Consider the following 25281-nt stretch of genomic DNA (forward strand, 5'->3'; position numbering starts at 1 on the left):
GTGAAGGTGCGCTTCTCTTGGTAAATTTGAGCAATAATCGTCAACTGCAAGGAAACCCGGAATTAGCGGGAGCGGAGATGGTGCGGCAACTGCAAAAGATTTCCCGTTTGATGGAGCGCAGCAAGAAAGATCAAGAGAAAATCGAGCAGTGGAAACAATCCCTCACCTATCAAAGCGAGATTCTCAACCGCCAGAAAATGGAAATGGAGACAAGAATCGAGCAAATTGAACAAATAGAGGCAGAATTAGAGTATTTAGAGCGCAAAAGACAAGAACTGGAAACCCTAAAACAACAATTAAACGAGCAACAGCGACAGCTGGAAGAAGGACAAATAAATCGTAACTCCTACCCCAATCTTTCCCCAGAACAACAACAATTTATTCGCTGTCTAGCGGAGCGTTTAGCTGCTCATCATGATCGGGGCAATTCTCCCTCACAAATTCTCCATTCCACTCTTGAATCTGTGCAGGAACAACAGACAATTTTAAATAGTTGTTGGCAGAGTTTAGAGGAGCAGAAAAAAGCTGTAGAAAATCGTCAGGTCGCCAACGATGAAATGCTCGATTATCTAGAAAAAAGAGCTAGGGAATTACAGACGAGTCGCAGTGCTTTGGAAACAGCTAAAATAGAATTACAAATACAAGAAACTCTTCTGAGTCAAAAACAGCAATTATTCGAACACCTTAACCTCACCCTACAAACCACTGATTCTACTCGACAAATGCTCCTTCGTCTCCTCGGAGGGGAAGAACTAGGTTTTGATGGTAGAATCGATCTAGAAGCTCTTGAACAAATGCCTTTAGAAGAATTGGAGAGCTTAGTTAAGAACTTACAAACAGACCTCAAGCGCTGGGAAATTTTTGTCAACGACCAAGAGGAAGAATTAACTCTCCAATGCCAAACCGTGGAAGAATTAGAAGCAAGAATGGCTACAATAGATCAATCTGAGCGAGCTAATTTAGAATCCGAATTAGCCGAGGAACAGGAAAAAAAAGGAATGCTGGCGGCAACTTTAGTCGGACAAAGACGTAATCTCCAAGAAAGGCAAGCTATTAGCTCTCAACATCTGAAAATTCTGCAACGGAGACAGGGGATTTTATCCCCAGAAGATCCTCAAAAATCTGGCTTTGAACCATTGTTAATGCTGTTGGCCGATAATTATCAAAATAGTCTCCAAGAAAGTCAACGTTTAGCAGCAGAAATCAAGGGACTACAAGAGGATTTACAAAAAAGCAGCGATAGTATTGACGGTCAATGGTCGGATTTAGAGCAAAAAACTCGTGAATTTGAAGAACAGGAGCGACAATGGCGCGATACTAATCTGGCATTATTGCGTTTAAAAACTCAGGTACAACAGTACGAAACTTTCCTGCAACCTGTGCAGGATCAACTCGATCAAATCCGTCAAAAACTAGAAACTATCTCCCAGTGGTTGATGCCGATGGAATCTAATGGTAGTGCCTATCATTACGCCATTAACAGTTAGGCTTAATTAGGGTTCCTGAACAAATAATACAGGGCAATCTGGACATAGATTTCGCCGTTTTTGCCGAGCAATGATAACTTTTATAGCTTTTTATCTATGGATAAAATAATTTAGAGCAATTTAACTCTAGGTTAGATGTGGTATAGACTAGGATTAGTAATTTATACTCAGATAGCCATGAGACAATCCGATCGAGAAATAATAATTTTAGCGGCGGTGGCCTCCCTCTTAGCGGTGGTGGCGGAAGTAGCGATCGCTTTTTAGATAAAAAAAACTGATTTATGGGGTTAAAGTCCAGCAAAATTGACAATCAATACCGAGGAAAGATATCGATAGAATGCTTGTGACAGGGGCAACAATTGCGATCGCATCGAGCAGCGAAATTAAAGCATGAGTATTAGTGTAACGGGTCAGGTAAAAAGAATCGAAATAGGCACGGGAACTTGGGCATTAATTGCCGATAACGGTCAAACCTACGAATTAATAGACCCTCCCGCCGAATTAACCCAAAAAAAGGCAAAAGTGACAGTTATAGGTCAAATTCGCTCAGATGTGATGACCCTGGCCATGATCGGGCCAGTTTTACAAGTGATCTCCTTTCAATCCCTGCCATGAAGCCAAAAAATACTGCTTAAAAAAGGGTAAAATCGGTTTTTTAAGCCTGTAATCTCGAAAAATTGCCGTAATTGTCCCTCAGCTATCCCAGAAAGAAAAATTGTCAAGAATACCCTAGAGGTTGATTTTTTCGAGAATAATCTCGAAATTTTGGATAATAATACTACAATAGACAGCAACTTTGTCTTAGGAACATCGGAATAACCTAAACCGATCTGTCTGATTGGTTTAACTCGTAGTTACCTAAGTTGGCGTGAGGAGAGGACTGAATGAATTTGCGCGATAATGCTTTAACGATTCTGCAAGAAACGAGTCGAACTTTTTATATTCCCATAAGTCGTTTACCAGATCGTCTGCTCGAGGCAGTAGCCTCAGCTTATCTCTGTATGAGGGCGATCGATGAAGTAGAAGACCATCCCGACCTAGATAACTTCAGTAAATCTCAGATATTAAGACAAATTAGCCTGAATTTACAAGCAGGTACTGAAAACTCTACCAAAGAGGATTTTACTTTTGGCTTAGTCCATCGGGAGATTTTGCCAGAAGTAACCCTGAGAATTGGCGAATGGGCCCTGTTAGCACCGGATTCGATCGCCCCGCGGGTTTGGGATGCCACGGCGGCCATGGCCGATCGCATGGCCTACTGGGCCGGGAATAACTGGGATATTCGCACAGAAATAGAATTAGATCAATATACCTTTAGTGTGGCCGGTGCGGTGGGTTTATTGCTGTCTGACCTCTGGAATTGGTACGACGGCACTCAAACTAATCGGAGTTATGCCATCGGTTTTGGCCGGGGTTTACAAGCGGTTAATATTGCCCGCAACCATGGCGATGATCTGCGCCGGGGGGTAAGTTTTCTGCCCCAGGGTTGGACAATTAGTGATATTCATAATTATGCCCGTCGTAATCTGAAATTAGCCGATTATTACACTCAATCGCTGCCGAAAGGGCCGGCCCTTGATTTTTGTAAGATTCCCCTCGCTTTAGCCCATGGCACTCTCGAAGTTCTAGCTTTAGGTAAGGAAAAACTCAGTCGCAGCGATGTTATCGCTTTGGTACAACAAATTACCCGTTGACTCTCCCCCGCTAACCGCGCGCGCGCTGTAGCGGGGGATTCTCGGTTCTTAGGCTTTTAACTAGATCGACCTGGTTTAACCCGGTCGATCCCTGTCAGACCGCCTCCGCAAGCGTTTTCTAACACGGTCAGCCCGACCGCGTTTTTTCCTCGGTTCTCGATTACCTTCGCTGATGCCGTATCTCTTGGTTCAATGTGGCCGCAAGAATCACACCGGTAAACTCTTTCGGATAACGACTTTTTACTAGTGAACGCACCACAATTAGGACACTCTTGCGAAGTTCCGTTTTTATCGACCTTAAGATAATATTTCCCCCGTTTCCAAACAACAAATGGTAGTATCTCGTTAATAAAACTACCGATGCCCGAATCCAGAGATTGTTTTCTATCGCTCTTGGAGGAACTCTGGCAAAAATCTTACAGTCTCTAAACTCTAGCTCTCTTATGGGGTAAGCCTTCAAGCTATCGCTAACTAACAGAAACCCGAAATTTGAGTTTTTATTAGAAAAAAAGTTAGCGATCACCTGTCAACCAAGAGTTTCAGAATCTGGATTCGGTTAGGGATTTCCGAAAGTCCCAGAAGAGCGCTAGAGCTAGTTCATTTGAGTCGTAAATCAAAACCCCCTGAAAGCCTTGTCTAGTAAGGGTACTATTCTACAATTCATTTGGGATTGCTATACACTGGCAAAACCTAATACTGGCACAACCTAAGTCTTGCCTCCAGGCGACCACGGAGAAAATCATCAATGAAAGAACTAATTATTCGGTTATTTCCCAACTCTATGCTTCAAGCAATACAAGACCTTTTGTATCGCCGAAAGCAGCTGTTTTCTAGTCCTTTGATTACCAAATATCCTGGGGATGACGCCTCTGTACTGCAGTGTTGTATTGCTTACAATAAATATGGTGGTTACTGTCTACCTTGGTCCTCAGTCCATAGACCAGCTGCCCAAACAATTCTGTCTGGTGAGGTCTGGGAACCGAAGACGATTGAAATTATTACTAAAAATTGTGGAACTGGCGATATAATCCATGCTGGGACATATTTTGGCGATTTTTTACCCGCCATTTCTCGGGCTTGTTCTTCTCATGCTAAAGTCTGGGCTTTTGAACCACACCCAGAAAATTATCGTTGTTCTGTCATCACAATTAATATTAATAGACTTGATAATGTAGAGATAGCTAATGCTGGACTAGGTTTCCAAGAAGGTTCTATGTCAATGTTGATTACTGACCGAATTGGCCGAGCCCTTGGCGGGGGGAGTAAACTAATTAAATCGGATAGTCAATCTCAAGGACAAAGTGTTAGGGTTAAAGTCCTGAGAATAGACGATGTTATTTCTTCCGATAGGAACATATCAATCATACAGTTAGATGTAGAAGGTTTTGAACAACAAGCACTAGCAGGGGCGATGGAAACTATTAGACGGTGTAAACCAATGTTGATTTTGGAGAGTCTCCCAGATGAAGATTGGTTATCCGCGAACCTTTTTACTCTTGGATATAAGGTCAAGGGAAAGGTTCATATCAACTCAGTTCTCTCAGTTGCTTAGGTAACGCTCTTCTGGGACTCTGGCAAAAGTCTTACAGTCTCTAAACCCTAGCTCTCTTATGGGGTAAGCCTTCAAGCTATCGCTAACTAACAGAAACCCGAAATTTGAGTTTTTATTAGAAAAAAAGTTAGCGATCACTTGTCAACCAAGGGTTTCAGAATCTAGATTCGGTTAGGGATTTCCGAAAGTTCCAGAAGAGCGTTATTCCCTGCGATGTTGATGTGCAGATAGAAGGTAGGGAGAAATTAACAGTTTAGGTTCTTCGTTACTTGGTATGGTTCGATAGGGGGGCATAAATCGACTAAATCCTGAACTGGCAAGAGACTTAATTGATTAGTTCGCTCTAGATCAAAAATAATTGACAAAAATCGCTAAATGCCTTTCTATATAAGGGTTACATCCCTTATAACCCCCGTCCATTGCATAACACAAACCGAAGAGCCGTATTTCTACAATAAACCTTATTTTTGGACGGGAGCTTATTTTGTGGCTAGTTGTGGCGGCGTTACCGTCGAACAACTAAAAAAATACGTCGAGAACCAAAACTCCCCGAAAGTGGAAACGCTACCGCGTTAGTTTCATTCTGGTGGCGATTCATATCCCGTTAAACTGCTACGCGGTTTAACGGGAGTCCTGTCGCTCCATTGAGATAGGAGAAATCAAAATTAAAATTGCCCACGATCGCTCTTCCAAAGTCAGGAATCACAAGCGTGGGCAAAAAACTGCTGGAGTTCAGTAACTTAGAACAAACCGAGAGTTAAAGATATATCGATGGGGAAAGTGGCACCAATACCTAACCAAATCGTGACCACAGTACCAAATAGGAAGATAGCGGTAGCGACGGGACGACGGAAAGGATTTTGGAATTTATTGACGCTTTCAATAAAAGGAACTAACATCAAGCCTAGGGGAACGCCGGCCATGCAAGCGATACCTAAGAGTTTGTTAGGAAGAATACGGAGAATTTGGAAAACGGGATAAAGATACCACTCTGGCAGAATTTCTAAGGGAGTAGCGAAAGGATCGGCAGGTTCACCAATCATGGTGGGATCCATAATCGCTAAACCGGTGCAGAGTCCGATCGTACCAAAGATAACCACCGGGAAGACATAGAGCAGATCGTTGGGCCAAGCGGGTTCACCGTAGTAGTTGTGACCCATACCTTTAGCCAACTTAGCGCGGAGAGCGGGATCGCTGAGATCGGGCTTTTTTAATGTGGACATGGATAATGTCTCCTAAAAATGATTTCGGATCGACAGAGATATTTTTCTGAATTATAGAGGCCCAGAAATGCCTTGTTTACGGATCATCAAGAAATGTAGCAACATGAAGACCGCGATCGACCAGGGTAGTACAAAAGTATGTAAGCTGTAGAAACGGGTTAAAGTTGCTTGACCGACGCTTTCGCTACCGCGCATCAGGGTGACGAGTTGATCACCGACGACGGGAATAGCAGCAGGTACACCGGAAACAATTTTAACCGCCCAGTAACCCACCTGATCCCAGGGTAAGGAGTAACCGGTGACACCGAAGCTAACGGTGATCACGGCCAGGACAACCCCAGTTACCCAGGTTAATTCGCGAGGTTTTTTGAATCCACCGGTCAGATAGACGCGGAAAACGTGCAGGATCATCATTAACACCATCATACTGGCGGACCAGCGATGGATAGAACGAATTAACCAACCAAAGTTAACTTCGTTCATGATGTACTGTACGGAGGAGAGGGCCTCTGCTACAGTGGGTTTGTAGTAGAAGGTCATGGCGAAACCAGTGGCAAACTGGATCACGAAGCACACAAGGGTGATACCACCCAGACAGTAGAAGATATTAACGTGGGGGGGAACGTATTTGGTGCTGATATCATCAGCGATCCCTTGAATTTCTAAGCGTTCCTCAAACCATTGATAGGCTTTAGAATCCGTTACTTGTTTGGTAAACATCGCGTAACCAGTAAGAAAAATGAAAGATTTAAGGTGTGACCTTTAAAAAATGTAACACAGTTTTCAGGGCTAATTCTCGCTCTTGTCAGGTTTCTCCACCGGTGGGGATCAATCAGCGATCGCTAGGGACGAAAAACCGCCAACTTCCTAAAATTTCCCTTAAAATGTCTCCTAGACTACAAAAAATCAGGCCAATTGTCCGACACTGGGAATAGGTAAGGTTGACAGCTAGTTACTGATTTGCTCACATTGACCTACATACGCCACTATTTAGGCGAACGTTTGTGACCCTAAGAAAAGCCGTTGAGCTATGGGGATTACATCCCAATACATTAAGAGAATATGCCGATGAAGGGAAAATCAAAAGTATCAAAAACGAAGCAGGGCAACGATTGTACGATGTCCAGTCTTACGTCAATGGTGCAGCTAGAGCTTCCCTTGTTTGCTACTGCCGAGTCAGTTCAATCAAGCAACGAGATGACCTTGAGAGACAAGTCAGCTTTATGCGCGGATTCTATCCAGAGGCAGAAATCATCAAAGACATCGGTAGTGGGCTTAACTTCCAAAGAAAAGGACTTAGAGCCATACTGGACAGATTATTGTGGGGAAATAAACTCACAATTGTTATGTCCACACTGGACAGATTATGCCGATTTAGATTCGAGCTTATACAGTACATGGTCGAACAAAACGGTGGCAAAATCTTGGTTCTCGACCAAACTGTTCACAGTCCCGAATCAGAACTTACAGCAGACTTGTTATAAATACTTCACATCTTCTCTTGCCGAATGCCCGGACTCAGGAAGTACGCTCAAAAAATCAAAGAAAGTGCGGATTTATCCAACAACAGAACAGAAGAAACTGATGAAACACTGGTGGGGAGTATCTCGGTTTGTCTTCAACCAAACCATTAAATATCTACAGGAACCAGATAGAAAAGCTAATTGGAAGGCTATCAAGACCGGAATCATTAATGATTTACCAGAATGGGCTAAAGAAGTCCCCTACCAGATTAAATCAATAGCAGTCAAAGACGCTTGTGAAGCCGTTAAAAATGCTCAAAGAAAATATCAAAAAACTGGGGAAATCCAGAAAGTAAAATTCCGTTCCCGTAAAGATAAACAGCAATCATGTTATATTCCTAAGTCAGCCATTTCAGAAAAAGGAATATATCACACAAAATTAGGGCAAATACGCTTCACCGAATCACTGCCCGACAATTTTGGGGATAGCCGATTAGTATCCAGAAATGGACAATACTATTTAGCTATTCCCCATGAGGTGCAACGATGCGAATCCGATAACCAAGGACGCATTGTCGCCCTAGACCCCGGTGTTAGAGATTTTCTGGCACTATTCTCGCCTAATAGTTTTGGCTCAATCGGGAGTCAGGATATAGGTAAAATCCAACGATTATGCTATCACCTTGATGATTTAATTTCTCGTTCTACCAAAGTTAATGCTAAAACCAGAAACCGTTATCGAAAAGCAGCTAATCGACTAAGAAATAAAATCAGGAATTTAGTAGATGAACTTCATCATCAAGTTGCTAGATTCCTAGTTGATAACTTTGATGTGATTCTTTTGCCTACTTTTGAAGTGTCAGAAATGGTTCTAAAAAATAGCAGGAAGATTCGCTCAAAATCTGTTAGACAGATGCTTAACTGGTCTCATTACCGATTTAAGCAATTTCTCAAGCATAAGGCTTTTGAGATGGGTAAATTAGTAATAGACTGCTGTGAAGCCTATACGTCGAAAACAGTTAGCTGGACTGGTGAATTAATACATAACTTAGGTGGAAAAAAAGTCATTAAATCCAAGATTGATGGCAAGACGATGGATAGAGATATTAATGGCGCACGAGGAATTTTTCTTCGTGCTTTGGGAGATACCCCCTCTTTAAGAGACTCTCTTAGAGTGCATTGTTAATGTATGTTAGCAAAAAAGTATCGGTATGCAATGAGGTCAGTGTGCTATTAAATACCTACGATCCCGAAGGCTTCTACGACGAACTATTCTTGGATGATGGTCAACCTCGTCCCCACTCGTCCCCTTTAATCAAATGGTTGCAGAATCTGCCACCCCGAGAACTTCAACAACACCGGGAAACCGCTCAGTCGGCCCTGTTTGAATTGGGGGTGACTTTCAATGTCTATAGTGACAATCAAGGGGTGGAAAAAATCTTTCCTTTTGATATTATTCCCCGAATTGTCGCAGCTGAGGACTGGGATTATTTAGAAAGAGGCCTGAAACAACGCATTAAAGCTCTCAATCTTTTTCTCTCCGATATCTACAATGACCAGTTAATCATTAAAGATGGTATTATTCCCCCCGAATTAATCGCCTCGGCGACGGGATTTCTGAAACCCTGTCTGGGACTGAAACCGGCTGGAGGTATCTGGTGTCACATCACAGGGACCGATTTAGTCCGCGATAAAGATGGTCAGTGGTACGTTTTAGAGGATAATTTGCGGGTTCCTTCTGGTATTTCCTATGTCCTCGAAAATCGTCGGGTAATGAAAAGCACCTTCCCCGATATTTTCCAGACCATGAATGTTAAACCTGTGGATGATTATCCTTCCCATCTGTTGGAAACTCTCCTTAATTTAGCACCGCTCCAATTACCTAATCCCACCGTGGTGGTTTTAACCCCCGGAACCTATAATTCTGCCTACTTTGAACATTCTTTTATCGCCCAACAAATGGGGGTAGAATTAGTGGAAGGGCGTGATTTAGTCGTCTTTGATGGTTATCTACAAATGAAAACCACCAAGGGATTAAGACGGGTAGATGTGGTATATCGTCGCCTCGATGATGACTTTTTAGATCCGGCGGTTTTTCGTCCCGATTCGATGTTAGGTGTACCCGGATTATTAAAAGTTTTTCAGGAAGGCCGCGTCGCTTTAGCTAATGCTCCTGGTACGGGAGTCGCTGATGATAAGGTTATTTATGCTTTTGTCCCCGATATGATTCGTTATTATCTGGGAGAAGAAGCGCTTTTAAATAACGTTCCTACCTATCTTTGTTGGCGAGAAAAGGACTTAGATTATGTCTTAAATAATCTCGATAAATTAGTTGTGAAAGCTGCCAATGAGTCGGGAGGTTATGGGATGTTAGTCGGTTCCCAAGCTACCTCGAAAGAACGAGAAGAATTTGCCCCACGCATTGCCGCTAATCCCCGCAATTATATCGCTCAACCGGTGTTAAGTCTTTCTAGGGTTCCAACTTTAATTGACACGGAAATTGAAGGTCGTCATGTGGATTTACGTCCCTATATTCTCCATCGGGGCGATGAAATTTATGTGCATCCCGGAGGTTTAACTCGCGTAGCTTTGAAAAAGGGTTCTTTAGTGGTTAATTCTTCTCAAGGTGGTGGCAGTAAAGACACTTGGGTTTTAACCAAGTAATCAGGACAATAATCAAAATTTTGGTGGGTTAGTAACCCACCCTTACCTTTTCACTTTTTCCCAGTTAATTATGCTTAGTAGAGTTGCTGATTCAATTTATTGGTTAAATCGCTATATTGAACGGGCGGAAAATGTCGCCAGGTTTATGGATGTTAATCTTAATTTAATGTTAGATGTACCTACCAGCGTTTTGCAACAGTGGGAACCTTTGGTTTTAACCACGGGAGATTTAGAACAATTCAAGAAACGTTACGGCACAGCCACCGCAGAAAATGTGATCAATTTCTTGACATTTGACACGGAATATAGTAACTCAATTATCTCTTGTTTGCGCTGGGCGCGAGAAAATGCTCGGTCAGTTCGTGAGATTATTTCTTCGGAAATGTGGGAACAGGTTAATGGTTTTTTCTTGATGGTAAAAGATGCTTCCTCTTACCATCCTCAAACTACTTTACCTAACTTTTTTACTCAAGTTAAATTGGCTAGTCACCGTTTTGCGGGGGTAATGGATGCGACGATGACTCATAATGAAGGTTGGCATTTTGGCGTTATGGGAAGATTACAGGAACGCGCCGATAAAACCGCCAGAATTCTTGATGTTAAATACTATTATCTCTTGCCTTCCGCTCAATGGGTAGGAACTTCTCTAGACCAAATTCAATGGATTGCTTTACTGCGGTCTGTGAGTGCCTACGAAATGTATCGTAAATGTCAACGACGGATTACTCCTAGTGACGTGGCCGAATTTTTAATTCTTAATCGAGAGTTTCCTCGTTCAATTCACTTTTGTCTGCGGGAATTAGACCACTGTTTGCATCAAGTTACTGGGACTCCCATAGGAACTTGGGGGAATTCCGTAGAAAGAAGTTTAGGGCGACTTTGTGCGGAAATGGGTTATCTAACTATCGAGGATATTATTGAAATGGGATTGCATGAATTCCTCGACCATATTCAAAAAAGAGTTAATGATGTGGGAATAAAAATGACGGAAACTTTCTTTGTTTTTAATCCCGAACTTGCCCCACCTCTGCCAGTAAATAACTTTCAATATCAATCCCAATTAACAACTTAATGCGTTATCACATTCGGCATCAAACCAACTATTTCTATAATCAACCCGTGATTTTATCGCCCCATCTGCTGCGCTTGCGACCAAAATCCGATGGTGGGCAAACTTTGCGAGAGTTTACCCTCAAAATTAACCCAGAACCTTTAACAATAACTAATATTATCGACCTCGATGGCAATTCTTGTTTACAAATTTGGTTTAATCAACCGACGGAAGAATTATTGATTGATGTGGTCAGTGAAGTAGAAACCCATGGGGTTAATCCTTTCCAGTATTTGTTGGAACCTTGGGCGACCTGTTTACCCTTTGATTATCCCATTTCTCTCCACAGTCAATTACAACCCTACAGACAATTTTATGGGTTAAATAATGACCCTGATATGGCAGCATTAGCCCAAGAAATTATGCAGGAAACCGAAGGACAGGTGCTATCTTTTCTATTTAATCTCAATGACAAAATTTACCGAAATTGTCAGCAAATTATTCGTCTTACCGGGGAACCCTACCTACCCGGAAACACTTGGAAAAATAAGCAGGGTTCCTGTCGCGATTTTGTGGTTTTATTTATGGATGTGTGTCGCTGTGTGGGATTAGCTTCCCGTTTTGTCAGTGGCTATCAAGAAGGGGATTTAGACCAAGAAGAAAGACATTTACACGCTTGGGTAGAGGTGTATTTGCCGGGGGGCGGCTGGAAAGGTTATGATCCTACCCATGGATTAGCGGTGAGTGACCGTCATATTAGCCTCGTTTCTAGCCCAATTCCCCGTTATTGCGCCCCAGTAGAGGGAAATGCTCGGCCGGTTAGTCTCGGTCATCAAGTGATAGAATCTCAGCTATCATCGACAATTGCGCTCGATTTGTTATCCTGAGGGGAATTTTTTATGGCTAAAGGATTCGGCACAGCAACAAAAGGACATTTAGGCTATGTTTTATTGTTGTGTCCTACTGCTAACACCTATGCGGCTAATTATAGTTTAGATGGGGAAGGAGACGAGTTTATTGGGGTTACTAATATGTTAGAAATGGCGCAAGTTTGGACTAAAAAAAATGCGGCGCGTGAGGCAATAATTAAATATGCAGATTTTTTGATCCAACAGTTAGAAGAAACTCCCCAAGTAAATATTCAGATTAGAAGTTTAAAGCGTTTAGCTAACGGCAAGTTGGTTACGGAAGTCTTAGAGGAGTTAACTTTTGAACAAAATTCGGCTTCTCCTAGATAGGGTTTGCGGCAAAAAGTTTTTCGTGGGGGCAGGGTGTCGGGTATCGAGCAGGACTCTATCGCTCATAGAGATCCTCCCTTTGCCAATCCCTTTTACCCGGTTGTGATGGGCGGTTTTCGAGACTGGCGATAAAGGCCTTTTCTCGCTCCCAAGCGCTCAAGTTCGGGGTGGGAGAGTTGACGGAAATTATGTGTTGGTCAATCGCCTGTCGGATGATCTCGGCCTCACTCAGTCCCGTCTGTCGGGCCTTCTCTTTCAGTAAATTATTCTGCTCGGCTTCGATATAAATTTGCTTGCGGATTTTGCTGACCATAGCTGGTTGAAGTATATACATTACATTATACATTACTATAACCGTCGTGAATCGTAATCGCCAGTTTTTCTATATATCTGAATTCACTTATTATATATCTACTACAATAGCCGAAAACCCTTATTTATCAATGGATACACCCATTAACCTTTCTTAATCTACCCATGTTTCTTGTGATATTTCTTAATAGACATGGATAGAGTATATTGGCTAGAATTTCCTGACCGTCATTCTCCTGTCCAAGAAAAGTAGATTTATTCAGCTAACCCTAGATAAGTAGCTGGTTATAATTAAATTAAAGATGGATTGTGGGTTCGATCCCCCCTGCCCCCCTTGATAAGGGGGGTTTCTGAGAACTTTTAACACCTACCTACTTAGAAAGCCATTTAAGTAATTTTCTATGGAGAGTTAAATTATGTCGTCAACTGCCTACGAAACTGATTATAATCAATGGCTAAAAGAGACGGTAAAACAGTTACAAGAGCGCAATTTTGAGCAGGTGGATTGGGATAATTTAATTGAAGAAATTGAGAGTATGGGAAAAAGTGATAGACGAGCTTTAATGAGTCTGTTAACCCGTCTTATCGAACATCTTTTAAAGCTGGCTTATTGGCAAGAAGAAAAAAAACGGTCAGGTAATCATTGGGCGGCAGCAATAGTCAATTTTCGCGCCCAAATTCAGCATCGTTTAGAAGATAGTCCCAGCTTACGGCCAGAATTAGCAGCTATGTATGATAAAGTTTATCCAGTGGCGATTAAATCAGTTTCTCAGCTTTTTTCCCTCAATTCAGACGCGCATATATCCCTCGAACAAACATTAGATGATAATTGGTTTCCCCCGGCTGAAAAATAGTTCTTAATTAGGAGTAATACTAAAGCTGAATAAATGTGAAATATAGACGAGGTAAGGGTTTTATTGTCCTGTTTTGCTCTCACAGGTGCAAGATTTTGAGAGAATCGTGGTTCAAAACCTTGGGTCTTCATCGGCCCGCGTCCTGTAGGGGCGAAGCATTCGGGCAATAACCTATCGGTGAAACCGGAGATTTTCTATCCGAATGCTTCGCCCGTACTTTTTCAGCAAACCCTAATCAGTTTTTGAGTAACGCACAGAAAACGGGTTTCTCCGAGAAACCCGTTTTCTACTCATGCAAAAGGCAAAAGGGGGAATAAATAATCAGTTTTTAAATAACTGGATTTAGTATCAACAGCTGACCCACGACTATAAAATTAACATCCATCTTGCGGGGGTATTACCCTGGTTAATACCCCCTATTTTTGGTCTGGTATAGTGTTAAGCTTCTCCTGTGATTGATAAACCCTCTACCCAAACGTAGGGACAAACACCACTGGGAGTAATAACTGCTTCCGGTTCCAGATAAACAATCGATTTGAGTAGTGTTAAAATATCTCCAGCTACGGTAGCGGAATCGATGCTAATGCGCTCATTTTTGTTCACTAACCAACCATCAAAGGGCAAAGAGAAGGAACCTTGTAGAGAATTAACTCCCGCATGAAGCGCCCGTAAACTATCAATTAAAACCACATTTTCTGCTGTTTCCAAAGAATAGCTTTTGGTTTGATTAGCACTAGCAAAAACGTGATAAAAATGGGGACTAACCATTACTTTTGCCCCAATGTTGCCGTTGCCAGTCGGTTCCGTATTCATCCGTTTAGCGGTAATCGTGCTATGGAGAAAATTACTCAAAATCCCCTCTTTAATTAATTCCACACGACGGGTGGGAGTGCCTTCACTATCAAAAGTTTCTGCGGAAACATTAGCCGGATGGAGGGCATCATCGCACAAATTTAAGGCAGTAGCGGCGATTTGTGTTCCCAAAGATTCAGGAGTAGAAAGACTCTGTTTATCAAGGACATTTTGGGCATTAAACAGATTAGAAAATGCTCCGATTAGACTCAAAAAGGCGCGGGGGGCAAAAACCACCAAATATTTACCCGTGGTAATCGGTTGATAGTCCAGATGGCTAACAGTTTTGCTAATCGCTTCCTCGATACAACCATCGATATCTAATTTTTCCAGGCCCGGACTAACCCGAAAAGCACCGGCACTGCGGGGTTTTTTGCCTTCCTGTTCGGTTTTGGTGTATAAATACACGCTGGCATAACTACGCGCTTCCTGACGCATTGCCCCGTCGCTATTGAGATAAAAACGTCTGACCTGCTGTTGTCCCAAACCGTTATAGGGAACACTGGCAATAGCCGGATGGGCCGTTAGTAAGGATTTTTCGGCGGCCAATAACTTATCGATGAGAGTGGATACAGGTGCTTGATTAGACATTTCGCTGGCCACTTCTGTGGTAGGTGCGGTGGCAGCGGGACTAAAATCGGGGACATTTTCCTTAACCCCAAAAAAGCTGGCTTCTTGGGCGGTTTTTAGGGCTAATTGCAGTCCCACCGGGTCCACATCGGTGGTCGAGGTGACACCTACTTGATTATCCTGATTCCAGACGCGAACGATAACGCTGGAACGATTGGAAGCTTGTACCTGTTTCGGTTCCCCTTGAAACACATCCACATCGGTTTCATCCACAGAAGAACCATAGATGTCGTATTTAGCAATTCCTAAAGCTTGGGCGCTAGAATTAGCGATTTGGGCGATATCTTCAACTTTTTGCATAGATTTTTTTTGGTGTTGGAGGATAGGTGATAGGGAAGTGGGGGAATGGGGGAATGGGGGAATGGGGAAATTTCAACTAAAATCCCAACATTCAACATCTTCTAACTGATAACTGAAGAGAGATGCGGCCAGGTGGTGACGATAAAGACGATAACGGCAGCCGTGGCCAGCATAGCTTTAGCAACGTGGCCGATAACCGTACCGACGACGATACCGACACAGACTTTTAGGGATTGTTGCAAACGGGGGGTTAATTCCAAATCGCGACGATAGGCGTATTCTCCCAAAAAAGCCCCCACCACAGGACCGATAAATAGGCCGATAATTGGGCCGCCAATGGGTAAAGCCGGTAAAAGCCCGAATATTCCCGCTAATAAGCCCACTACTAGCCCGATTTGACTCCAATTGCTCGCCCCAACTTTTTGCGCGCCGAGATAACTAGCGAGGAATTCCACCCCCAGACTAAGGAGAAGGATAACAAAGGCCACGGTTAAAGCGACCCCCATCCCCGCGAATTTGGTCACAAAACCCCACACCACCATGGCGATTAAAATCAAACTCATGCCGGGGATAGCGGGCAGCAGTTCGCCAATTATCCCCACTATCATGATGGCGATGAGGAAATAGTAGAGAATTACTAAAGCCATGATTAGCGACCGCCAACGGTAATAGAATCGACTTTTAAATGGGGTTGACCAACGGTGACATAAACGCTACCACTGACGGAACCGCAAAAACCCGCCGCTAGACCTAAATCTTGGGAACACATAGAGATTTTATTCATAATCTCGTTAGCTGAACCGATTAAAGTCGCGCCTTTTAGGGGTTTAGTCAGGTTGCCGTTTTCGATAAGATAAGCTTCCTCGACAGCGAAATTAAATTCCCCGGTCGCCCCCACACTACCACCGCCCATTTTTTTGCAATAAATGCCTTTATCGATGGAATTAAAGAGATTATCGAGGGTATATTCCCCGGGGGCGATGTAGGTATTCCGCATCCGACTAGCAGCCGCATAGGTGTAGTTTTGACGGCGACCGCTACCTGTGCGGGGATGGCCGGTTTTAATTGAACCAGTGCGATCGGCAATGAAGTTTTTTAGGATACCATTTTCAATTAGGAGAGTACGCTGGGCCGGCATTCCCTCATCGTCCATATCGATAGTACCGAAAGCTTTATCGGATAATCCTTCGTCCCAAGCCGTCAGATTTTCGTGGGCGATTTTTTCGCCTTTTTTATCGAGAAAGGGCGTGGTTTTTTGTTCAATTTGCGTAGTTTCTAGCAAATGACCACAAGCTTCGTGGAAGATAACACCGCCAAATTCATTGGCCATGACGATGGGATAACTGCCAGATTCTACATAGTCAGCGTAAAGCATTTTACCCGCCGATTCGGCCACTTCTGCCGCCGATTCCTCGGCATTCCAAGTCCGCAGAAAATCGGGATTACTGGTACTACCCACCCGTTTACCAATGCTAGAACGATTAGTTCCATCGGCACAGAGGAGATTATAGCCCACGGATTGGGTGAGGCGAATATCCCGGGCAAAAGTGCCGTCACTAGCGGCAACTAAAATTTCTTGCCAATCGCGAAAATAAGCGGCGCGACGAGATTGGACGTGAGAGGCTTTCTGATTGAGGTGAACGTTAGCAGTTAGGAGAATATCACCCATTTCTCGCAAAGAACTGCAATTATTCAGCCAAATATCTTTATTTTTGACCGTGGCATAATCCCGGAACATTTCCAGATTGATTTCGGGAATATATGCGTTAGGACTGGGTAGGTTTAAACCCAGAATCGATAAACCTTTTTCTAGGGCATTTTTTAAGCCTTGGAAGCTTAAATCGTTGGTACTGACATAACAATCAGCTTTACCGCGAAAAAGGCGGATTCCTGCCCCTGTAGATAGTTTCGGTGAGAGACTGGTGATGCTGTCATCTTCGGCTAAACAACTGATATAGTTGACTCTTTCGAGGAAAAATTCGATAAAAGTTGCCCCGGCAGCCCGTCCCAGTCCCAGGAGAGTGGACAAAGGGGCCGCCCAAGAGCTATCAAAGCGCTCCAGACTAGGATTATATTTCAGGGTGGGGAGTTCTTTGGAGATGAGTAGAGTGGGTGACATAAAGCTCGTTTATCAGTTAATCTGCTGGTTTCTAGTCTAACAGCTATCAGTTTTTTCCGTCTGGGGGTGGGTTAGCGTGGCCCAACCCTGCTAAATTTTTCTCCTTCATATCTCTTAATAAAAACCTTGATTCGATCGCTCATCGCCCGCAAGATTAAATAAAGAGCGACTCAGGATAAAAATAATGGCCACAGCGACACAATTCTTAAACATTTCTGACTTGACAAAAGATGATTATTGTGTATTCGGTTTAGCGATTTGTTTTCTCAAACAGGAGGGAGAATTAGAAAAAGTGGCGGTGTTAGAACCGATTCCCTCGGCAGCTCTAGAGGCAATTGTCAAAGGGATTCCCACTTCCTACGAATTTGCCCGCGCCATGGCTTTAGGAGAGGTTTTTCAGGACGATAATCCTCAAATACCCAGTAATTTTCCCGATAATGCCCAATTATGCGAGAATTTTGTCGAAAGGGCGATTGCGGCCACTCGCACCTATAAAAATCAACCCCACCTGCAAGGGTTAATCCCCTTGGGCAGCCAAAAAGACGATTTAAACTTTTCCCTAGAGAAAAAACGCATCTTAAATGCTGTTCATGTGGTGCGGACGGAGGATAACGTCAAACAACATTCTCACACCCATAAGGTTTTGTAATCAAGGTTAGTTCGGGTTAGGGAAATTTGGCAGTTTTCCCTGATTCCGAACTCAGGTTATAAGTAGTTATCTTAAGAGTGAGGTGTAAAGTTGGGATTTTGAGGAAGTCGATGCCCAATTAAGTAGGGAGGCACAATTATTTGTAGGATGGGTTAGCGGTAGTGTAACCCATGCGGGCGTTGGGTTTCATACTTCAACCCAACCTACGTTCATCTTATATTTAATTCCACCCACCTACTTAACAACTGCGTGTAAGCATCTCACCGAAAAGCAAATGCGCTCCGGGGTTTGGGGGGTAGAACCCCCCAAAAGCTTGAATTGAGTCATAAAATCGAAAGTAACGCCCAATTTTCAAAGAGAGGTTCCCTTGAAAAACCCCAACTTAGTAGATTTATAAAAATGAGATGCACCCAATTATTAAGGCAATGCTACACATAAATTTTTGCTGACTGAATAAATATCTTCAAACAAATAATCCCATTGATGTTCTAGGTGTCTAGCAATGTGGTAAGCAAGCAAAGGTGGCACAGCATTACCAATTAGTTTGTAACCATCCGTAGCCGAAAGTGAATATTTTTCATCTCCCTTGTTTTGTTGACGCACAAATTCAAAATCATCGGGAAAGGTTTGTATTCTCGCACATTCCCGCACAGTTAAACGTCTCATTTTTAACCCTGCTTCTAACTCATTAACTATCTTTCCCCCTAATTCTAAAGATAATCTCCTAAATTCAATATTGCCGTGATGTTCCGAGCGAATAGTCGGACCTAAACCCTGTAAATTAACCTCGATTTGTCCCTGAGTTTTACCATAATGTTTAGCTTTTGAATAGCTTTTTTGTGAGAGGTCAAATAACTCATCTTCCGGTTCTGCTAAACCTGATAATATCTGACCCACTGTACTGTAAGTTTTAAGAGGATATATTGAATCAAACAGATTTAATTGATGCTTAATAACTTGATGGGTTGGACGCGGAAAAATATCATGATTTTCTAGATGTGCTATCGCTGTCGCTTTTAAATAGGTTTTATTTAAACCGATAAAGATAATTCTTTCCCTAGTTTGGGGAATTCCATAATCGGGAGCAAAGAGAAGTTTAGGGATAACTATATATCCATCTTTACCAATGGCACTAAAATCATCTTCAATTATATCTTTAACATTAGCCAAAGAGATTAAACCTTTGACATTTTCAGCAATAAAAACTTTAGGTAAGGTTAATTCAATAACTTTTTTCATCCAATAATAGAGTTTCCCGCGATTATCCTGAAAACTATCTTCACTCTCGTCTAGCAGTTTCCCCGTGTGACTTTTATGAGAATTAAACCCCTTTCTTTTTCCTGAAACACTAAAATCTTGACAGGGAAAACCTCCCGTTACTACATCGATATTACTGGGAAACTGAAACTCGCCTTTTTCTGCTTGTTTGACTAAATCTACAATACTCCCCAAGTGAAATACATTTGTTTTACCCCTTTTTTCAAAGTAGGGAATCCAAGCATTATGGGCAGCTTTAGTTATATCATTAGCAAAGACAGTTTCAAAAGTAGTGCGCGGTAGTTTTAGCCATGGTTCCCGTCTTTCTACTATCCAATCTCGATGAATATTTTCATTAACACAGTCTTGGTGTACCCAAAAACCTCCCTCTAATCCTAAGTCCATTCCCCCGCAGCCAGAAAATAGAGATAAAACTCGCTTTTGTTGCCTATTCATCACTATTGATTAAATGAGTCATTCAATAATATCATACTTATAATCAACTCGATCGAAAGGGATTAATTAAAGTTAGTTGATTGGATATTATTAATCCATCCTGCATATCTTCAGAGTAAAGAATATTAGCCTCGGCTGCTAAGGCACTAGCTACAATTAAACTATCCCAAAAAGAAAACTGTATTGAGTACGAAGATTAGAAGCGGATTCAAGAATTGTTAAGTTAAATTCTACCACTCGACAACGATTGTAAAGCTCTCGATTGATAGAGCTAATCCTCTCTTCCTGAAAATTAGCTTTTCTAAGCAAATTAACGGAAATTTCATTAATAACTTGAGTGCTAATAATCAAGTTTGACTCTTCAGTAATAGAAGTGGCAATAATGCGCTTTCTTTCTCTTTACAAAACTTCTATTCGTTGATCCTCAAAGAACCGATAAAGTCAAATGTTAGTATCAATAAAGCTGTTTAACATTTTTATTTACGATTGGCGATTATAAATTTCATCACGAGAGAGAAATCCAGAGACTTTAACGGAATTTTCGGTTAAATCATCGATAATTTCCTTATTTTTGAGTTCTGAATTCGTTCTAGTCGTCGTTTGTTTGATCACAATAACTTGAACTTCGCTGTCTTCCGTCAAGTCCTGTTGGTATTCTTCGGGAATTTCGATAATACCTTGTTTGATTTTGGTTTTAAATTCTACTGCATTTAACATATTGCTTCTCTCGATCGACTGTCTATAAGATTAATTATAACAAACCTTGGTTAATCCCAACAGTTCCTTCGGATCAAAGGTCCGCATATTGGCATTGAAACTATTCTTTATTACTGGGTGAGCGCATCTCAAACGCTATTGATAATTAACCGATTGTGTGATAGACCTGCCTATAGGAATGTCAAGTGATAATAGGCAATCAGAATAGTGACAAACTCGACCTATTTGGTCGATTGTTACTTAACAATTGAGACGGCAAATTCTACTCAAATATGCCTGAATCGTGGGCAAGCAACTCACACAAAGTTAATTTTACCAAGGATTGTTAAGATGCGCTTACGCGCTTACCCTGTACCCCGAATAGGGTATTCTATGAAGATAGATCAGACAGTGGTGCAATTCAGACTTGAATTAGCGCAACTCTTACACGAGAGTGAGATAATGGAAATATATCCCCCAGAATAATCCTGTAGATGGCATTACCTCGTTATCAAGTCACCCTTCAAGATCAATCCGGTTCTATTGGACAAGCTGAATTAACAGAAGCAACTCAAGATGATATGCCCTCATTAAAACGAGGAGAGTGCGAATTCTATTGGGAGTCTTTCTGGGAAAAAGCCGATTTTCAGTATCAGGCAATAGTTAAACTGACACTTAATGGAAAGTGTTTAGGTTTAGTTCATTTTTCGGCATTTAACGACTCTGTCGAAGATATTGAAGAACTTAAAAATAAGTCTCCAGAGTATATATTCATCGATTATCTAGAGAGAATTGATAAACAGACATCTTACAAGCCAGTGGGATTATGGTTAATCTGGTATGTAGTCAATATGGCATTGTCGCTATGTACTGGGGATTGTCATGAAACTTTGATTTTGCTGCACTCTCTCTCAGAGGCGATCCCCTATTATGAAAAGCAGGTTATGATGGAGGGTATGAATTGGGTAACACTAGCACCAGGAGAGGAAGGCTATGCTTTCAGGTTTACTAAACAAGGGGCAAAACAGTTTTGCGACAGAATCCAACAGCGATACAGCCCAGCAAAATTCTTTGAATGAAAAATATTTATCTGAAGATGCAAGTGACGTTATAAAAGCTGGCTCTAAATCTTACATGAATTATCGAGAACGGGCTGAATGGTTGAAAAAGTTAAAACAGCCGAAACAGGAAAACTAGGGTTAACTGTGATCTTTCAAGATAAAATTCCCCTGAAAAAGGGGAATTTTATTTATCTTGTCTGATGGGATTATTTAGGGCTTCCAGTAATATTCAGCAAACCCTATATACTGGTCATCATTCATGCCATCGCTAAAAGCGAGGGAAGAATGCTGACACCGAGTTAAAATGCTTGGTTTTTGTCATTTTGATGGGCGGAGTCGGACTCGAACCGACATGAGGGGCTGCCTCGCCACATTTTGAGTGTGGTGCGTCTACCAATTTCGCCATTCGCCCTTGGCATTAGCTTTATCATTATAACCCATTTTTGGCCCCTTTAACAAATTTTGATAATCGGGGGAACTGGCCCAACGATCAATTTCTCGCGCGCGCAGGACGGGGAGGGGATGGGTTAACTGTTGGGTTTGCAAACCCTTTAACATTTCGCCAATTTCCGAGGCACTGACGGCATCGTAGGACTTGGCCTGATCGATAAAAGCCTCTAAATTTAATAAGGGTGCGAGACTGGGGGAACCTCCGGCTAACTTCATTAACACCGACATGACGATTTTCGGGTCTTGAACTGCCAATAAAGCCGCTCGATCGCAACTAAACTCGGCGCAGCGCACCCATGCTAACATTCTCTCCTGTAGGGATCGTGCTAACATTGTCCCCCAATTGGGCAGTAATCCCGCCGCTAGGACCATAATATTGGCTAAAGTCAGATAAACGCCGTGTTCACATTTGAGATGACCTAATTCGTGGGCGATTACCGCTTGAATTTCTGCGGGAGTCAGCATTTCAATTAGGGAAGTGTGCATCACCATAAACGGTTTTTTGCCCCGCATGGCGAAGGTATAGGCGTTAGGAACGGGGTTTTGTTGAATGTATAATTGAGGTGGTTCTAAGTCGAGAATTCGGCAAGCTTCTAGGAGGAGATTGTGCAGGTCGGGTAATTGTTTTTCTCCCACCAAAACACTAGCAGCAATATTATTTAAGTAAAAGAATTCCTCAGCGACGGAACCTAATAAACTTCGCACGGCTATATCTAACCCAGGCAACTGTTTAAGGGAGTTAGTGGCCTCTAGGTCGATGGGATGCCTAAAATCATTGGCTTTTAAGCCGAGTAATAACTGTTTTGATAATTCCATATTCTTATTCATTTAACCAAGCTTTGACGCGTTCTAAACTTTTCCAATCGGGTTTTCTAGCCAAACCATCGGCGATATTTTCATCCACTTCTTGGCGAACTTCTTTGTTTAAACTAACTAATTGTTGCACCAGTTCGATATGTTCCCTAACTCCGGCGGTTTTGGTTTCTAACATAGCCAAAACCAAATTGATCCGGTTTTGGGGGGAAACTTTATCGAGTTTAACGGCTTTTTGGGCGGCTTTTAGAGCTAATTCCGGTTTATCGGTGAGCATATATAACCAAGCTAAACAGGACCAAACGGCGGCATTTTTCGGACTGCGATCGCTTAATTGTTTAAATTCTGGCAATAAACTGGCGGCGCTTTCTCCCTGTTGGTAGCGTTCTAAACCTTGTTCGAGGGTAAAATTGGCGATTTCTGTCATTTTCAGTGGCGGGGTTAATCAAGGAGCAAATTTAACGGTTATCGGCGTATTACACATTGTTAGTACAAATCACCTTTATCTAGTATTTTAGCAAAATTTGTCCCTTTGTCAGCAAAATTTTAAAAGACGATGCCCCGTTCTCGCCAGATCATCAATAGGCCACTCATCGAAACGAATAACATCACTGCTTGTTTAAATTGTTGGGGACTCATTTTTTCTAAAACTTTTTGTCCTAACCAATTGCCCGGCCAGGCCGCTAATCCTAACAATAAACCGTAACCGAGAAAAGGCAGATGTAAAACTCCAAAGGCTGCGTAGGCGATTAATTTCGCCACATGAACTACTACCATGTGAACGGATTTCGTTGCCACCATTGGTTCTTTAACTAGCCCATAGTTAATATAAAACAGGTTCATCATCGGGCCGGTACTACCGACTAATCCTGACAAGAAAGCGTAGATAAATCCCGAGGGCATAAAATACCAAGTTTTAATCTCAAAAAAAGGATTTTCTTGTTGGGGAAATAATTGTTTAAGCGAGGATAAAACCAGAAAGATTCCCAAAACTAGCGGCAACCATTTGAATTGTAAATGGGCAAAAACAAAAGCGCCGAGGGTAGATCCCATAATTGCCCCAGGTAGATACCACACCGTCGAGGGCCAGTCAATGGCGCGCCAATACATTCCCATGCGTTGGACGTTACCGATTAGCATCCCCGTGGTCAAAACCGGAGGAATGACGGCAGCATCGAGAAACCAACCTAAAACGGGGAGTAGAATCAGGGGGCTGCCCCCACCAGCAAGGGTACTAAAAAACCAAGCTAGACTACCTGCCAACATCAAGGTAACAATGATCATCGAGTTGTAAAGTTAATTCACAAAGAGTTACTTAATCTATTATGATATCTTCTTTGGGATCTTCGTCGGTATAATGCCATTCCACATTGGGCATAGCCTCGAAAGCTTGCCGGACGTAATCCTCCCAGAGTTTCCGCATTTTGGCTAGGTAGGGATCTCCCAAACGCAATTGTAACTTATGACGTAGGCTTAGGCTATTAGCTTCATACATACTCAAATAGATAGGCGGTCCGACAGAAATATTCGATTTCATGGTCGAATCGATGGAAAGTAAGGCACATTTGGCCATTTCCTCTAGGGGTGTATCATAGGTAATGGTGCGATCGAGAATCGGTTTACCGTATTTAGTTTCACCTATCTGTAAAAATGGCGTTTCTTTGGTGGCTTGAATATGATTTCCCTGGGGATAAATGAGGAATAATTGCGGTTCTTCTCCTTTAATTTGTCCCCCAAGAATAAAGTTACATTGAAAATCAATATTATCTTTTTCTAGCCAGGTTCTTTCCCTAGCTTGTACTTGACGACTTTTATCACCGATATAGTGGGCGATATCGTAGAGATGATTCAGAGAATGAAGACTTTTATCCTCTTGATTGTGCAGATCTCTTTTTAGTTCGTGAATCACTCCTTGGCTAATCGATAAATTCCCCGATGTGCAGACCATAATTACTCTTTCTCCCGACACCGAAAAGTCAAATAATTTCCGATAGGCCGAGATATAATCGACTCCCGCGTTCGTGCGAGAATCTGCCCCCATAACAATGCCAAAACGATTGATAATTCCTAAACAGTAAGTCATTTTCAGTTATCAGTGAACAGTGAACAGTAATCAGTAAACAGTAAACAGTAAACAGTAATCAGTAATCAGTAATCAGTAATCAGTAATTAGTAAACAGTAATCAGTGATACAGTAAACAGTAATTAGTAAACAGTAATTAGTGAAGATTGATCGGTGAATAATATCATTTAACTCTTAAAACTTAAAGCTTAAAAATTAAAACTGATAACTTAAAGCTTAAAACTGTTAACTTAAAGCTTAAAACTGATAACTGATAACTGATAACTGATAACTGATAACTGATAACTGATAACTGATAACTGATAACTGATAACTGATAACTGATAACTGATAACTGATAACTGATAACTGATAACTGATAACTGATAACTGATAAC

26 protein-coding genes, 1 tRNA gene and 3 pseudogenes are annotated in these 25281 nt (G+C 42.1%); 15 read left to right on the forward strand and 15 right to left on the reverse strand.

All coding sequences use genetic code 11. From position 1 onward, the window contains the following. The 4 genes from hmpF to O9324_RS00065 form a co-directional block, all read left to right on the forward strand. The coding region (hmpF, locus tag O9324_RS00050; protein WP_288139158.1) for a pilus motility taxis protein HmpF at positions 1-1487 on the forward strand (1487 nt) is incomplete at its 5' end. Between the two features lie 135 nt (positions 1488-1622). After that, complete coding sequence (locus tag O9324_RS00055) at positions 1623-1751, forward strand: hypothetical protein (RefSeq protein WP_257792579.1); 129 nt, start codon at positions 1623-1625, stop codon at positions 1749-1751. 126 nt (positions 1752-1877) lie between these two features. Further along, positions 1878-2102, forward strand: coding sequence for a hypothetical protein (locus O9324_RS00060; protein ID WP_002757610.1), 225 nt, complete (start codon positions 1878-1880; stop codon positions 2100-2102). A gap of 269 nt (positions 2103-2371) precedes the next feature. Then, positions 2372-3181 (forward strand): squalene/phytoene synthase family protein, encoded by an 810-nt coding sequence (locus O9324_RS00065; RefSeq protein ID WP_288139159.1) that lies wholly within the window; start codon positions 2372-2374, stop codon positions 3179-3181. 56 nt (positions 3182-3237) lie between these two features. Here O9324_RS00065 and O9324_RS00070 read toward each other — a convergent pair. Next, a pseudogene (locus O9324_RS00070) lies at positions 3238-3567 on the reverse strand (zinc ribbon domain-containing protein); the annotation flags it as partial. Positions 3568-3926: 359 nt separating this feature from the next. Here O9324_RS00070 and O9324_RS00075 point away from each other — a divergent pair. Together O9324_RS00075 and O9324_RS00080 are read left to right on the forward strand one after the other, a co-directional pair. Next, complete coding sequence (locus tag O9324_RS00075) at positions 3927-4733, forward strand: FkbM family methyltransferase (protein ID WP_052276764.1); 807 nt, start codon at positions 3927-3929, stop codon at positions 4731-4733. A 432-nt stretch (positions 4734-5165) separates the two neighbouring features. Continuing rightward, a pseudogene (locus O9324_RS00080) lies at positions 5166-5309 on the forward strand (transposase); the annotation flags it as partial. 164 nt (positions 5310-5473) lie between these two features. Here O9324_RS00080 and petD read toward each other — a convergent pair. Together petD and petB are read right to left on the reverse strand one after the other, a co-directional pair. After that, entirely contained in the window at positions 5474-5956 is a 483-nt protein-coding gene (gene petD, locus O9324_RS00085) for a cytochrome b6-f complex subunit IV (RefSeq protein ID WP_002738373.1), read from the reverse strand. A 51-nt stretch (positions 5957-6007) separates the two neighbouring features. Further along, entirely contained in the window at positions 6008-6676 is a 669-nt protein-coding gene (gene petB / locus O9324_RS00090; RefSeq protein WP_002738970.1) for a cytochrome b6, read from the reverse strand. Between the two features lie 284 nt (positions 6677-6960). Here petB and O9324_RS27065 point away from each other — a divergent pair, with 284 nt between their 5' ends. The 6 genes from O9324_RS27065 (at position 6961) to O9324_RS00115 (ending at position 12372) form a co-directional block, all read left to right on the forward strand. Further along, complete coding sequence (locus tag O9324_RS27065; RefSeq protein ID WP_199308304.1) at positions 6961-7440, forward strand: IS607 family transposase; 480 nt, start codon at positions 6961-6963, stop codon at positions 7438-7440. Beyond that, positions 7370-8605 carry an RNA-guided endonuclease InsQ/TnpB family protein gene (locus O9324_RS00095; protein WP_353737103.1) on the forward strand — a complete coding sequence of 412 codons (1236 nt, stop codon included), beginning with the start codon at positions 7370-7372 and terminating at the stop codon, positions 8603-8605. The genes O9324_RS27065 and O9324_RS00095 overlap by 71 nt, the downstream gene beginning before the upstream one ends. Positions 8606-8646: 41 nt before the next feature. Further along, entirely contained in the window at positions 8647-10083 is a 1437-nt protein-coding gene (locus O9324_RS00100) for a circularly permuted type 2 ATP-grasp protein (protein WP_288139167.1), read from the forward strand. Positions 10084-10153: 70 nt separating this feature from the next. Continuing rightward, complete coding sequence (locus tag O9324_RS00105; protein ID WP_288139160.1) at positions 10154-11155, forward strand: alpha-E domain-containing protein; 1002 nt, start codon at positions 10154-10156, stop codon at positions 11153-11155. Continuing rightward, positions 11155-12021 carry a transglutaminase family protein gene (locus O9324_RS00110; RefSeq protein WP_002766712.1) on the forward strand — a complete coding sequence of 289 codons (867 nt, stop codon included), beginning with the start codon at positions 11155-11157 and terminating at the stop codon, positions 12019-12021. The genes O9324_RS00105 and O9324_RS00110 overlap by 1 nt, the downstream gene beginning before the upstream one ends. 12 nt (positions 12022-12033) lie before the next feature. Continuing rightward, positions 12034-12372, forward strand: a complete 339-nt coding sequence (locus tag O9324_RS00115; protein ID WP_002766713.1) for a hypothetical protein — start codon at positions 12034-12036, stop codon at positions 12370-12372. A 55-nt stretch (positions 12373-12427) separates the two neighbouring features. Here the strand turns inward: O9324_RS00115 and O9324_RS00120 are convergent, their stop codons facing one another. Further along, entirely contained in the window at positions 12428-12706 is a 279-nt protein-coding gene (locus O9324_RS00120; RefSeq protein WP_288139161.1) for a ribbon-helix-helix domain-containing protein, read from the reverse strand. Positions 12707-13100: 394 nt separating this feature from the next. Between O9324_RS00120 and O9324_RS00125 the strand changes: the two genes are divergently transcribed. Further along, a complete protein-coding gene (locus O9324_RS00125) occupies positions 13101-13538 on the forward strand; it encodes a DUF29 domain-containing protein (RefSeq protein ID WP_002798132.1) in 438 nt (145 codons plus the stop codon). A gap of 438 nt (positions 13539-13976) precedes the next feature. Here O9324_RS00125 and O9324_RS00130 read toward each other — a convergent pair whose 3' ends face one another. From O9324_RS00130 to O9324_RS00140, 3 genes are all read right to left on the reverse strand, one after another. Next, on the reverse strand, positions 13977-15320 hold the full coding sequence (locus tag O9324_RS00130) for a TldD/PmbA family protein (RefSeq protein WP_288139162.1): 1344 nt from the start codon (positions 15318-15320) through the stop codon (positions 13977-13979). A 101-nt stretch (positions 15321-15421) separates the two neighbouring features. Next, the gene (locus O9324_RS00135; protein ID WP_193956900.1) at positions 15422-15967 is read right to left on the reverse strand and encodes a DUF456 domain-containing protein; all 546 of its coding nucleotides are present in this window, start codon (positions 15965-15967) and stop codon (positions 15422-15424) included. Positions 15968-15969: 2 nt separating this feature from the next. Further along, on the reverse strand, positions 15970-17439 hold the full coding sequence (locus O9324_RS00140) for a TldD/PmbA family protein (protein WP_002766719.1): 1470 nt from the start codon (positions 17437-17439) through the stop codon (positions 15970-15972). Between the two features lie 184 nt (positions 17440-17623). Here O9324_RS00140 and O9324_RS00145 point away from each other — a divergent pair, with 184 nt between their 5' ends. Next, positions 17624-18088 carry a hypothetical protein gene (locus tag O9324_RS00145; protein ID WP_002757789.1) on the forward strand — a complete coding sequence of 155 codons (465 nt, stop codon included), beginning with the start codon at positions 17624-17626 and terminating at the stop codon, positions 18086-18088. A 417-nt stretch (positions 18089-18505) separates the two neighbouring features. Here O9324_RS00145 and O9324_RS00150 read toward each other — a convergent pair whose 3' ends face one another. Further along, on the reverse strand, positions 18506-19801 hold the full coding sequence (locus O9324_RS00150) for a DNA cytosine methyltransferase (RefSeq protein WP_288139163.1): 1296 nt from the start codon (positions 19799-19801) through the stop codon (positions 18506-18508). Positions 19802-20281: 480 nt separating this feature from the next. After that, positions 20282-20518, reverse strand: a complete 237-nt coding sequence (locus O9324_RS00155) for a hypothetical protein (RefSeq protein WP_288139164.1) — start codon at positions 20516-20518, stop codon at positions 20282-20284. A gap of 473 nt (positions 20519-20991) precedes the next feature. Between O9324_RS00155 and O9324_RS00160 the strand changes: the two genes are divergently transcribed. Beyond that, positions 20992-21576, forward strand: coding sequence for a hypothetical protein (locus O9324_RS00160; protein WP_287627222.1), 585 nt, complete (start codon positions 20992-20994; stop codon positions 21574-21576). A gap of 309 nt (positions 21577-21885) precedes the next feature. On the opposite strand, the gene O9324_RS00165 is transcribed toward O9324_RS00160, so the two are convergent. The 6 genes and pseudogenes from O9324_RS00165 to O9324_RS00190 form a co-directional block, all read right to left on the reverse strand. Beyond that, positions 21886-21970 (reverse strand) — tRNA-Leu (locus tag O9324_RS00165). Then, complete coding sequence (locus tag O9324_RS00170) at positions 21949-22836, reverse strand: M48 family metallopeptidase (RefSeq protein ID WP_288139165.1); 888 nt, start codon at positions 22834-22836, stop codon at positions 21949-21951. Before O9324_RS00170 ends, O9324_RS00165 begins: the two co-directional genes overlap by 22 nt. Continuing rightward, a complete protein-coding gene (locus tag O9324_RS00175) occupies positions 22829-23248 on the reverse strand; it encodes a tetratricopeptide repeat protein (protein WP_185241135.1) in 420 nt (139 codons plus the stop codon). Before O9324_RS00175 ends, O9324_RS00170 begins: the two co-directional genes overlap by 8 nt. A gap of 119 nt (positions 23249-23367) precedes the next feature. Next, positions 23368-24105, reverse strand: coding sequence for a sulfite exporter TauE/SafE family protein (locus tag O9324_RS00180; RefSeq protein WP_002735178.1), 738 nt, complete (start codon positions 24103-24105; stop codon positions 23368-23370). A gap of 31 nt (positions 24106-24136) precedes the next feature. Further along, positions 24137-24904, reverse strand: coding sequence for a proteasome-type protease (locus tag O9324_RS00185; protein ID WP_052276735.1), 768 nt, complete (start codon positions 24902-24904; stop codon positions 24137-24139). 181 nt (positions 24905-25085) lie between these two features. Continuing rightward, positions 25086-25281 (reverse strand): annotated as a pseudogene (locus O9324_RS00190) (hypothetical protein); the annotation flags it as partial.

Source organism: Microcystis sp. LE19-84.1B (genome assembly GCF_027531875.1).
Taxonomy (GTDB): domain Bacteria; phylum Cyanobacteriota; class Cyanobacteriia; order Cyanobacteriales; family Microcystaceae; genus Microcystis; species Microcystis panniformis.

Bases quoted from the DNA above. Each gene is read 5' to 3' on its own strand.
- O9324_RS00130 (WP_288139162.1), bottom strand. From the start codon at position 15,320: ATGCAAAAAGTTGAAGATATCGCCCAAATCGCTAATTCTAGCGCCCAA.
- petB (WP_002738970.1), bottom strand. From the start codon at position 6,676: ATGTTTACCAAACAAGTAACGGATTCTAAAGCCTATCAATGGTTTGAG.
- O9324_RS00145 (WP_002757789.1), top strand. From the start codon at position 17,624: ATGGCCACAGCGACACAATTCTTAAACATTTCTGACTTGACAAAAGAT.
- O9324_RS00065 (WP_288139159.1), top strand. From the start codon at position 2,372: ATGAATTTGCGCGATAATGCTTTAACGATTCTGCAAGAAACGAGTCGA.
- O9324_RS00135 (WP_193956900.1), bottom strand. From the start codon at position 15,967: ATGGCTTTAGTAATTCTCTACTATTTCCTCATCGCCATCATGATAGTG.
- O9324_RS00180 (WP_002735178.1), bottom strand. From the start codon at position 24,105: ATGATCATTGTTACCTTGATGTTGGCAGGTAGTCTAGCTTGGTTTTTT.
- O9324_RS00170 (WP_288139165.1), bottom strand. From the start codon at position 22,836: ATGAATAAGAATATGGAATTATCAAAACAGTTATTACTCGGCTTAAAA.
- O9324_RS00125 (WP_002798132.1), top strand. From the start codon at position 13,101: ATGTCGTCAACTGCCTACGAAACTGATTATAATCAATGGCTAAAAGAG.
- O9324_RS00155 (WP_288139164.1), bottom strand. From the start codon at position 20,518: ATGTTAAATGCAGTAGAATTTAAAACCAAAATCAAACAAGGTATTATC.
- O9324_RS00105 (WP_288139160.1), top strand. From the start codon at position 10,154: ATGCTTAGTAGAGTTGCTGATTCAATTTATTGGTTAAATCGCTATATT.
- O9324_RS00110 (WP_002766712.1), top strand. From the start codon at position 11,155: ATGCGTTATCACATTCGGCATCAAACCAACTATTTCTATAATCAACCC.
- O9324_RS00175 (WP_185241135.1), bottom strand. From the start codon at position 23,248: ATGACAGAAATCGCCAATTTTACCCTCGAACAAGGTTTAGAACGCTAC.
- petD (WP_002738373.1), bottom strand. From the start codon at position 5,956: ATGTCCACATTAAAAAAGCCCGATCTCAGCGATCCCGCTCTCCGCGCT.
- O9324_RS00055 (WP_257792579.1), top strand. From the start codon at position 1,623: ATGTGGTATAGACTAGGATTAGTAATTTATACTCAGATAGCCATGAGA.
- O9324_RS00185 (WP_052276735.1), bottom strand. From the start codon at position 24,904: ATGACTTACTGTTTAGGAATTATCAATCGTTTTGGCATTGTTATGGGG.
- O9324_RS00075 (WP_052276764.1), top strand. From the start codon at position 3,927: ATGAAAGAACTAATTATTCGGTTATTTCCCAACTCTATGCTTCAAGCA.
- O9324_RS00140 (WP_002766719.1), bottom strand. From the start codon at position 17,439: ATGTCACCCACTCTACTCATCTCCAAAGAACTCCCCACCCTGAAATAT.
- O9324_RS00060 (WP_002757610.1), top strand. From the start codon at position 1,878: ATGAGTATTAGTGTAACGGGTCAGGTAAAAAGAATCGAAATAGGCACG.
- O9324_RS00150 (WP_288139163.1), bottom strand. From the start codon at position 19,801: ATGAATAGGCAACAAAAGCGAGTTTTATCTCTATTTTCTGGCTGCGGG.
- O9324_RS00115 (WP_002766713.1), top strand. From the start codon at position 12,034: ATGGCTAAAGGATTCGGCACAGCAACAAAAGGACATTTAGGCTATGTT.
- O9324_RS00160 (WP_287627222.1), top strand. From the start codon at position 20,992: ATGGCATTACCTCGTTATCAAGTCACCCTTCAAGATCAATCCGGTTCT.
- O9324_RS00120 (WP_288139161.1), bottom strand. From the start codon at position 12,706: ATGTATATACTTCAACCAGCTATGGTCAGCAAAATCCGCAAGCAAATT.